The organism is Nitrincola sp. (assembly GCF_048264025.1).
Lineage (GTDB): Bacteria > Pseudomonadota > Gammaproteobacteria > Pseudomonadales > Balneatricaceae > Nitrincola.
On the sequence record NZ_JBLXDN010000062.1, the window covers coordinates 1 to 10596 of the forward strand.

Here is a 10596-nt window from a genome sequence, read left to right on the forward strand (position 1 = left end):
CTCAGATGCCGGTTTGCTTTCTCGTCAGATAAGCATGGCACATTGTTAGGGGGGCGGGTCCATCTTATTTCCTACAGATCTATCTACGTGAATTAACATTTTGACTGCTGCTAACTGCCGGTCACCGAGGGTGAAATAGCTATGGAAAACCTGCATCACATAGTGGTAGTCGGCGGCGGTGCCGGTGGTTTGGAGTTGGTCACTCGTCTGGGCAATAAGCTCGGCAAGAAACACAAGGCCAGGATTTCACTGGTAGATGCCGGGCTAACGCATATATGGAAGCCCTTGCTGCATGAAGTCGCCGCTGGCTCTCTGGATGCCAGTACTAACGAAATCAACTATCGTGCTCATGCCCGTAAGCACCATTTTGAGTTTCAGTTGGGCCGCTTGAGTGACCTTGACCGCCGCAATAAAGCCATCGTGATTGCGCCTTTCCTGGATGAAGAAGGGCGGGAAGTTGTGCCCGAACGCCGCATTCAATATGACACTCTGGTGATCGCTATAGGCAGTACGGCCAATGATTTTGGAACGCCAGGGGCTCAGGAGCACTGTTTGTTTCTGGACAGTCTGAAGCAGGCACGGCGCTTTCATAATCTGATGCTGAATGCTTTCTTGAGGACCAATCACGAATCCCTTCAGGGCCATTCTCATCAGTTGAATATCAGTATTATCGGTGCTGGTGCCACAGGGGTGGAACTGGCGGCTGAATTACGGCTGGCCTCACGCGAACTCCCCGTTTATGGCATGAATCACCTGCAAGCATCGGATGTGTCAATCACGGTGATTGAAGCCGCTGAGCGCATTTTGCCCGCCTTACCGGAGCGACTGTCCGTTGCGGCAACACGGGAACTGGAGCGGCAAAATGTGGTGGTGCTCACGGGGCAGCCAGTCAGTGAGATACGCAAAGATAGCCTGTTGATGAAGGATGGCACAGAACTACCTTCGGAAATGACCATTTGGGCCGCAGGTATCAAAGCACCGCCGTTTTTGGCAAAACTGGACGGGTTGGAAGCCAATCGTACCAATCAACTCGTGGTGCAGCAGACTTTGCAAACTACCCTGGATGCCAATATTTTTGCCTTTGGTGACTGTGCGGCTTGTCCACAACCGGGTTCCGACCATCCGGTTCCCCCGCGTGCTCAGGCGGCACACCAACAGGCGGATGCGCTGTTCAAAACCCTGCGCAACCGTCTGCAGGGCAAAGCGCCGGTTCCCTTTGTGTACAACGACCACGGTTCACTGATCAACTTCAGCCGCTACACCACGGTTGGCAACCTGATGGGCAATTTGTCTGGTCGCAGCATGTACATTGAAGGGAAGGTGGCTCGGCTGTTCTACGCCTCTTTGTACCGGATGCATCAAGTGGCTTTACATGGTTTTTTGCGCACTGGGGTCATCTGGCTGATGGATAAAATCAGTCGCGCCATGCATCCGCGCCTAAAGATGCATTAAAGGGTAAAATACTCGCCTTTAATATCTGTTAGCTGAAGGACAACTATACGCTATGCCCCGCTTTCCCAAACACCTGACCGGTGCTGGACCGGTGAATCCTTTTCCTGGTCTCAGCGCACTGCAACGACGCATTGGCCAGCCTATTCCGCATCGTCTTGGTTCCAACGAAGGCCTTGATATGCCACACAGCGTGTTGCGAGCACATTTCGGTGAGGCGATGTTGGCACATGTACGTGCGTATGGTGATGCAGAAGCCTATGCTCTGCGTCAGGCGTTGAGTGCCGACTTGTCCATACCCATGACCTTCTTGCTGGTTGATGCTGGTGCCGATAGTCTGATTGCCTTGGCGTTACGGGGATTGGTTGAGCCGGATGATGCCGTGGTGTGTGCTGGGGGAACCTATCCTACCTTTACCTATTTTGCCCAAGGGCATGGTTGTCGTTTGATTGAAACTGCCTATCAGGATGAGCCGGAGCGTCTGGCGCCGGATCTGGATGCCTTGCTGGATGCGGCACATCAGCACCAAGCGCGTTTGGTGTATCTGGCCAATCCGGATAACCCCAGTGGCCATCTGCATACGGATGCGGCTATTGCTGAGCTCAGGGCGCAATTACCTGAGGACTGCTGGTTGCTGCTGGATGAGGCCTATTATGATTTTCGTGACGATGCCGGTCAGCCTGGCGGCTCGGAGGCCATGGCGGGTGTGGTGCGTCTGCGCACCTTTTCCAAAGCACATGGCCTGGCTGGATTACGCGTAGGCTATGCCATTGCCGAACCTGAGGTGCTGGATGTATTACTCAAGGTACGTATTCACTATGCGGTGTCTTCACTCGGGCTGGCCGCGGCTGAACTGCTGATGGCACATCCCGAAGAGGTTAAGACCCATATTGCCGCGGTTAAACAGCGTCGACAGCAGTTAACTAATTATTTGCGCCAAATAGGGGGCGATGTACTGCCCAGTCATACCAATTTTGTTGCTCTGCGTTTCCCCAACGCTGATGCTGCCTTACAACGCCACCAGGCGCTACTGCAAGCCGGTATTCTGGTTGCCAGACCCGCTCATCCAGCCTTAGGGCATCTGCTACGAATTACCGCAGTTGAAGATGCGTTGGTTGACGGGCGTTTGGCGTTGTTGGAACCTGGCGCCCTATCTGCATAATCAAACTAACTTCACACAAGAGAACAGTAAGCATGTCACTGCAAGGTACCGAGATCCATCGGTGTTATGACGAGTATGGTGTAATTCAGGTACTGGATGATGGCAATAAGCGTTACTTGTCCTTCGGTACCGATGATGAGCAGAGCTGTTACCTGAAAAGCCAACCCGAGCAGCCACAAGCGGATTACATTCGTGCCATGCTGCTGGTGTTGCTGTTTGTGACACCTAGCCGGATCATCACTCTGGGGTTGGGTGGTGGTTCGCTGAATACCTGTTTGCACCACCAGTTCTCGGGGTTGAAGCAGGATGTAGTGGAACTGCGCCATCAGGTGGTGCTAACGGCGTACAAGTACTTTCAGCTACCGCGCAGCAAAAATATAACTATACACACCCTGGATGCGAAAACCTTTCTCGACACTGAACCTACGCGTCCGGCGGATATTATTTTCAGTGATATTTATGACGAAAATGGTGTAGATGCCCAGCAACATGAACCAGGCTACCTGCATGAGTGCTATGAGCGTTTAAAGCCAAACGGTTGGTTGGTGATGAACTGCTGGAAAGAGCACCGCGGTGATTCTATTCTGAAAGAGTTGGCCCTGTTGTTCGCTGATATACGCACCTGCACCACCCAGGATGGCAACTGGATTATCTATGCGGGAAAATCCAAAAATGAACTGACCAACAGTCAGTTAAAGCAGTCCGCCAAGCAGCTGAGCCAGCAATTGGGGTTTTCTGTGATTAGTTATTTAAATCGGTTGGGTTAGGCGAAGTGGTCTAGGCTAGACTAAGGGTATAAATACACTAGAGGTTCACCCATGCACAAATCACGTATCACCACCGGAATTCTTTTAACCAGCCTTTTGCTGGTACCTCAGGCACAGGCAGACTGGAGTAAGTTGCTGGATCGCGGCCAGGAGATTCTGGAACAGCAAACGGCACCGGCTGATGAGCCGTCGGCCACTGAAGCTCAGGCAAACCCGGTACCTTCAGGCGTTAACTCCGGTCAGCTAGCATCCGGGTTAAAAGAAGCCCTGGCTGTGGGTGCCGAAAGGGCGATCGATGCCTTGTCACAGACCAATGGTTATCTCGGTGATAGCCGGGTAAAAATTGAACCACCAGGAATGCTGGGAAGTGCGGTGACTACCCTAAAGCGTTTTGGTTTTGAGTCTCAGGTTGAAGCCTTTGAGTTAAGTATGAACCGTGCGGCTGAGCAGGCGATCAGTCAGGCCACTCCTGTTGTGGTAGGGGCAGTGGAGTCTATGACCATTGAAGATGCCCAGCGTATTTATCAGGGTGGCGATACCGCCGCAACGGAGTATTTTAAGGGCAAAACTTTTGAAGATTTGAAGGTCCTGCTGCGGCCACAAATCGAACAGTCGATGAGTCAAACCGGTACAACAGCAGCCTGGCAGGCCTTGACCGATTCGGCCACCTCCGCTGTACCCATGCTGGCGAGCTATACCCCTGATCTGGCAGATCATGTGACCACCTCAGCACTGGAGGGGTTGTTTCTGTTGTTGGCTGAAGAGGAGCGGCAGATACGTGAAAATCCGCTGGCCCGCAGTACCGATTTGCTGAAGCGGGTATTTGGGGGGTAGGGTTTTATCCCAAGCTAATAACGCCCCGTTTTCAGTAATTGCACATAACTGGCACGTTCATACAGCGTCGGATCGTTACTGTGCAGGTGGGATAGCACCCCTCGGGCTTGCTCCAGCGACTCGTAGGGGCTTTCATCCAGCCAGTCGCTCATTCCGGTTAATATCGGGCTCAGGGCCGTGGGACCTTGCTGCAGTAACACGCTGCACAGATGGGTAACATCAGCACCGGCGAGTAACATTTTCACTGCATCCTCAGCGGTGTGAATACCGCCAGTCGCGGCCAGCGTGAGGCGGGTTTTGCCAAACAGGATGCCCAGCCAGCGCATGCTTAGCAGAGCATCTTCTGAGCGGGACAGGTGGATGCTGGCCTGAACCCGCAAGGTGTCCGGGTCGATATCAGGCTGATAGAAACGATTAAACAGCGATACACCGTTAATCCCCGTGTCTTCCAATTGCTGTACAAAATGTCCCAGGGCGCTGAAGTAGGGTGAAAGCTTGACCATGATCGGGCAACTGACGACCTGACGTAATGTCGATATCAGTTCAATGTAACCCCTTTCCATATCGCTGGCGCTATGCAGCGGGTCGGCGGCCACGTTATAGATATTTAACTCCAGTGCATCGGCTCCGGCTTCGGTGAGTTGTTTGGCAATGTTGATCCAGCCATCTTGAGAGGTGCCGTTCAGGCTGGCGATAACCGGAATTGACAGGCGCTGCTTAAGGACCTGAACCTGCTCCAGGTATTGCTCCAGCGCGTGGGAAGGTTCCGCATGTAAGGGCAGAAAATGCGTGGCTTCGCTGTGGCCTATTTCTCTGGATTCCAGTAGTTGCATCTGCCTTGCATGCTGGCTATTCAGCTCTTCTTCAAACAGTGAGTACATCACCAGGGCACTGGCGCCGGCATCTTCGAGACGGCAGCACATAGCGACGTCCCGACTCAATGGTGAGGCCGAGGGCACCAGCGGGTTGGCTAAGGTCATGCCCAGGTAGTTCGTGTGCAGGTCCATGGCTTACTCCTTTTCGTCACTGTCGGGCTTGAGCGCGGCCAGTTGGGCGTAGTGTTGATAGTGGCGCTGGGATTCCTGCTGCGAGGCCTGCAGATAGCGTTCGGCATCGGCTTCATGGCTGCGCCAGAGCATGCTGAAGCGGGTTTCGCTACCGGTGAATTCGCGATAGGCCACGGAGGGTGGCTTGCTGTCGAGTTGCAGCGGATTATTACCGGCATCCAGGCGTCGTGGATCATAGCGCAGCAGTGGCCAGTGACCGCTACGAATGGCCAGGTCCTGCATCTGATGGTTGTGCTTCAGATCATTGCCCCAGGCGATACAAGGGGAGTAGGCGATGATCAGCGAGGGCCCATCGAAAGACTCCGCTTCCAGAAAGGCTTTCAGGGTTTGCAGATCCTTGGCACCGTAGGCGACCTGAGCGACATAGACATTTTCATAGCTCATGGCGATCATGGCGAGGTCTTTTTTCGCTGTCGCTTTGCCACCAGCAGAGAATTTCGCTACCGCACCGCGCGGTGTCGCTTTGGAGGTTTGGCCACCGGTATTGGAATAGACTTCAGTATCCAGCACCAGAATATTGACGTTTTCACCCGATGCCAGCACATGGTCCAGACCGCCAAAGCCGATATCATAAGCCCAGCCATCCCCACCGATAATCCACACGCTCTTTTTAACCAACTGGTCGGCCAGGGTTTCAAGTTCACGCGCGAGGGGAGAGGTGGATTCACCCAGCTGTTGCCTTAGCTGCAACACGCGCTGGCGTTGCTCGTAGATACCGGCTTCATCACTTTGATCGGCCTGCAGCAGCGCATCCACCAGCGCGCTATCCAGCTCAGCCCTGGGTTGTTGTAATAGTTGCTGCAATAGCTGTTGGGCATAACGGGTTTGATGATCCACCGCCAGGCGCATCCCCAGCCCAAACTCGGCATTGTCTTCAAATAGCGAGTTATTCCAGGTAGGACCGCGTCCTTCAGCGTTTTTACACCAGGGGGTGGTGGGCAGGTTGCCGCCATAGATGGATGAGCAGCCGGTAGCGTTGGCAATCAACATACGATCCCCGAACAACTGGCTGGCCAGACGCAGGTAAGGCGTTTCACCACAGCCAGCACAGGCACCGGAAAATTCGAACAAAGGCTGCGTTAGCATGGCTTCTTTTATCACTCCGGTACGCAGTTTGGTTCGGTCGTACTCAGGTAATTCTAGAAAGTAGGCCCAGTTACGTTGTTCCTGTTGCAGTAATGGTTTAGTCAGCGGTTGCAGGTTCAGGGCGCGACGACCGGGTTGGGTTTTGTCTTTGATTGGGCAGATATCCACGCACAGTCCGCAGCCAGTACAGTCTTCCGGCGCAACCTGATAGCTGATGTGATAGTCCGGTGGAAACTCTTTACCCTTCACCGGGGAGTGCAGAAAACTCTCTGGAACCGCTTGTTCAACTCCTTTTTCAACTAGAGCAGGATCAAAAATTTTGCTGCGAATAGCACTGTGCGGACACACCAGGGGGCACTTGCCGCAATGAATGCATAGCTCGGTATCCCAGACCGGGATCTCCAGGGCGATATTGCGTTTCTCCCACTGGGCTGTCGCAGTCGGCCAGGTGCCATCGTCAGGTAGCTGACTGACGGGAATACGGTCACCTTCACCGGCAATCAGTCGCGCGGTGATCCGGCGGACAAACTCCGGTGCGCTATCGGGTATTTTTTGGACGACTTCGGCTGTTTGACTGACTTTATCCGGAACCGGAACACTGTGCAGGTGCGTGGGAGCCAGGTCGATAGCCTGACAATTGATTTCGGTAATCTTCCCGCCTTTGCTGCCATAGGTTTCTTCCACTGCGGTTTTCATTGCTTGTAACGCAGCATCTCGCGGCAGCAGCTCGGTGATGGTGAAGAAACAGCTTTGCATAATGGTGTTGATGCGTCGCCCCATCTGCAGTTGCTCTGCCAGGGCGTAGGCATCAATCACATAGAAACTCATCTGCTTGTCGATCAGATCCTGCTGAATAGCCAGAGGCAAACTGTCCCAGACCTGATCCGGTGGTGTTGAGGTATTCAGCAGAAACACACCGTTGGGCGCTGCTGCATTCAACAGATCCGGGCGTTGCAGGAAAATGCTCTGGTGACAGGCGACGAATGCGGCTTCATTATCCTGAATCAGATAGGCCGAACGGATAGGTTCGGGGCTGAAGCGCAGGTGGGAGATGGTCATGGCACCGGATTTTTTCGAGTCATAAACAAAGTATCCCTGCACCTGCAGATCGGTCTGTTCACCTATAATTTTGATCGCATTTTTGTTGGCGCTCACGGTGCCATCTGCACCCAGTCCATAAAACAACGCACTGGTAGCCGCCTGGCTGGCCTGGGTGCGGAACTGACTGTCCCATTCGAGTGAGGTATGGCTCAGGTCATCGTCTATACCGATGGTAAAGCCCTGCTTAAGCTGGGGTGCTTTCAGCATCTCAAAAATGGCTTTAACCATCCCGGGGGTAAACTCTTTGGATGATAAGCCATAGCGACCGCCGCAGATTCTTGGCATGTTCGGGAAGGGCGCATTGCCTTGACTCACGGCTTGTGCTATCAGTGTGACCAGATCTTTATACAGCGGCTCACCGTCGCTGCCTGGCTCCTTGCAGCGATCCAGTACGGCGATGGATTGGATGGAGGCGGGGAGACACGCTAGTAATTTTTGTGGATCCATTGGACGGTAGAGGCGTACAGCCAGCACCGCTGTTTTTTCACCTGTGGCATTCAGATGATCCACCGTTTCCTGCAGCGTTTGTACCGCTGATCCCATCAGCACAATCAACTGCTTGGCATCGGCCGCACCATAGTATTCATAGGGTTGGTAATGACGCCCGGTAAGCTTTCCAAACGCTTGCATCACCTCGGTTAAATGCTGACTGAATTGCTGATAGTAAGGGGTAACCGATTCACGGGCCTGAAAATACACATCCGGATTTTGTGAGGTGCCACGAATCACCGGATGGTCCGGGCTCATGGCGCGGGCCCTGTGGTTGTGAATACAGTTTTCATCTAACAGTGAGCGCATCTGTTCGTCACTTAGGGTGTCGATTTTGGTGATTTCGTGTGAGGTCCGAAACCCATCAAAGAAATGCAGCACCGGCAGGCGACTTTTGAGTGATACCGCCTGAGAGATCAGTGCCATATCCTGCACTTCCTGCACGGAGTTAGAGGCTAACAGCGCAAAGCCGGTGCCACGAGCGGCCATTACATCGCTGTGATCACAAAAAATCGATAAGGCCTGTGCGGCGAGTGAACGTGCAGCTATATGAAACACCGTGGGTGTCAGTTCCCCGGCAATTTTGTACATATTCGGCAGCATCAGCAGCAAGCCTTGCGATGCAGTAAAGGTCGTGCAGAGTGAACCGGCTTGCAGGGCGCCATGAATCGCACCGGCTGCGCCTGCTTCGCTCTGCATCTCGACAATTTTGGGTATGCTGCCCCAGAGGTTGGTCTGGCCTTCCGCCGACAGGGCATCGGCGACTTCACCCATTACTGAGGCGGGCGTAATCGGGTAGATGGCAATCACTTCATTGGTGGCATGTGCAATCCGTGCTGCCGCTTCATTACCATCCAGGGTCAGTTGTTTCTGGCTCATCCTAAACTCCTGTTGATCAAGCCTTTTTATACTTTTAAAGCTAGTCTTAAATGGCTTGATTTTCCAGGGGTTAATCACACTATACTTGATCTATAACAATGTGGCTTGGGCTAATGGGACCGGGCCTGTCTGACGCGCCGTAAACCCATCCCTGGGGGCTCCAGTGCGCCATCCTTGGCTCACAGGGTCAGCCAAGCCCGGTCCCATCAGCCCTCTATATATTGGGTGCCAGCATAAAGTTTGAAAAGCCAACTTTTTCAGGCGGTACATCTCATGACTATGCGGCCTATCTTTTCTAGGCATAGGGCAAGTAATCCGGATATAACTTAGTACGAGGGTTTTTCATAAACGCCTCGATTGCCTTTTCGGTTTTACGCTTCTTGAATGGAAACTGGGGTAAAAACTGAAGGCGTGCGAAATGATATTGGATGTAATCTAAGTAGTTAACATATTTGGGTTTATGTTTTGGACCTAGTTGATCTAACCATTTTGGATCTGGGTTGGTCAAAAAATCATTGATGAAGTCGCGTAAGTAGTAGGCTTGCCCTCTGACCACTGAGCGGGCTATGGCACAGTTGGCGCCTAAACTGAGCCCGCCATTTTTTTGTTTACTGGGAATGGGTAGCCAAATATTTAAAGGGCCATCCATATTGTAAGGCTCTTTGGCACTGTTACGCTTGGGAATATGCGCTTCCACTAGCTGTAACGGATCCTCTGTGTTTGTAGGAAATTGAATACACACAAAGCTACCCTTAATCCACGTATACATAATGCGGCGTTTACGGTCGATACGATAAGGATTAGCGACGGCAATATTTAACAAAAACCAAGGCACCACGATTAGTCCAATAAAAAATACACCAGCTACGATACCGCGACCGTGCCTTTTCAGCATGCCAGCCATATATTCATCATAAGGAGTACCTATCGTGGTATAACCCAGATTATCTTTATCTTCAGCACGATCAAAATTTGATTGCAAATATTCTTCCCAAAAAAACATATAATGAATGGCTTCATAAGCCGCCCCCGGCTTGCCATCTTCAGTAAACCAACCGGGATCATAAGCTGACGCACTCCCCAAAATAATCGCAAAAAAGATTAACTTAAACCACGTATTAAGCCCCATTGCAGCCATTGAAGGCACTTCAATGACATCCTCATCGATACGTGTGATGGATAGATTCATTGCCTCAATCACATCGGGGTTGTCAGTCGGGTTGGGTATCAGCTCTGATGGTGGTAATGACATCTGAATATCCTGTTCACTGTTAAAGTTGGCTGGGGTTGCCAATAACGTAGGGTTCAATCATGTTAAAACGCTGTTGACTGCCATCGGGCAACATACGCTCATAACTGATATCCACACGTAGGTTTGCCTGACCCCGATAGAGCGACAGGTTGGTGACTGCAATTCCGGGGCTGATCCAGTCTGCTGTGGGTCGGCCACCGCCTAGTCGGCGAGAATCCGTAGTATCTTCCCAAGTGGACAGGAGTAAACCCTGTGAGCGCTCAACCTTGATAGATAGCTGCCTTACTTGATCATGATTGGTTAATCCAGAGAATTTGATAAAGAGGCGTCCATCCCTGATTTGCGATTGCTCAACTTCGATATGCCAAATAATTTGTTCAAAGGCACGCATCTCACGATTGAAGAACTTCTTGAGTTCTGTCGTTTCAGTTAGATGAATCGTACCGGGTTTTGTGGAGGCAGTTTGCTTTAAGTCAGGCCGCTATAGCCTGACCAGTTTGGTGCTGATAG

General features: G+C 52.2%; 8 protein-coding genes. 4 read left to right on the forward strand and 4 right to left on the reverse strand.

What is annotated here, in order from left to right:
• Positions 1-141 precede the first annotated feature (141 nt).
• The 4 genes from ACN0R1_RS20485 to ACN0R1_RS20500 are packed head-to-tail and all read left to right on the forward strand — an operon-like array spanning position 142 to position 4212.
• Positions 142-1452, forward strand: a complete 1311-nt coding sequence (locus ACN0R1_RS20485; protein ID WP_417586013.1) for an NAD(P)/FAD-dependent oxidoreductase — start codon at positions 142-144, stop codon at positions 1450-1452.
• A 52-nt stretch (positions 1453-1504) separates the two neighbouring features.
• A complete protein-coding gene (locus ACN0R1_RS20490; RefSeq protein ID WP_417586014.1) occupies positions 1505-2611 on the forward strand; it encodes a pyridoxal phosphate-dependent aminotransferase in 1107 nt (368 codons plus the stop codon).
• Between the two features lie 32 nt (positions 2612-2643).
• The gene (locus tag ACN0R1_RS20495) at positions 2644-3378 is read left to right on the forward strand and encodes a spermidine synthase (RefSeq protein WP_417586015.1); all 735 of its coding nucleotides are present in this window, start codon (positions 2644-2646) and stop codon (positions 3376-3378) included.
• Positions 3379-3429: 51 nt separating this feature from the next.
• Positions 3430-4212, forward strand: coding sequence for a DUF4197 domain-containing protein (locus tag ACN0R1_RS20500; protein WP_417586016.1), 783 nt, complete (start codon positions 3430-3432; stop codon positions 4210-4212).
• Between the two features lie 14 nt (positions 4213-4226).
• Here the strand turns inward: ACN0R1_RS20500 and ACN0R1_RS20505 are convergent, their stop codons facing one another.
• The 4 genes from ACN0R1_RS20505 to ACN0R1_RS20520 all read right to left on the reverse strand — a co-directional run bounded on the left by ACN0R1_RS20505 (position 4227) and on the right by ACN0R1_RS20520 (position 10477).
• The gene (locus ACN0R1_RS20505; protein ID WP_417586017.1) at positions 4227-5219 is read right to left on the reverse strand and encodes a dihydroorotate dehydrogenase-like protein; all 993 of its coding nucleotides are present in this window, start codon (positions 5217-5219) and stop codon (positions 4227-4229) included.
• Positions 5220-5222: 3 nt separating this feature from the next.
• Entirely contained in the window at positions 5223-8834 is a 3612-nt protein-coding gene (gene nifJ / locus ACN0R1_RS20510; protein ID WP_417586018.1) for a pyruvate:ferredoxin (flavodoxin) oxidoreductase, read from the reverse strand.
• A gap of 295 nt (positions 8835-9129) precedes the next feature.
• Positions 9130-10086 (reverse strand): hypothetical protein, encoded by a 957-nt coding sequence (locus ACN0R1_RS20515; RefSeq protein ID WP_417586019.1) that lies wholly within the window; start codon positions 10084-10086, stop codon positions 9130-9132.
• Between the two features lie 19 nt (positions 10087-10105).
• Positions 10106-10477: a hypothetical protein gene (locus tag ACN0R1_RS20520; protein WP_417586020.1), complete on the reverse strand. Its 372-nt coding sequence runs from the start codon at positions 10475-10477 to the stop codon at positions 10106-10108.
• Positions 10478-10596: the final 119 nt, after the last annotated feature.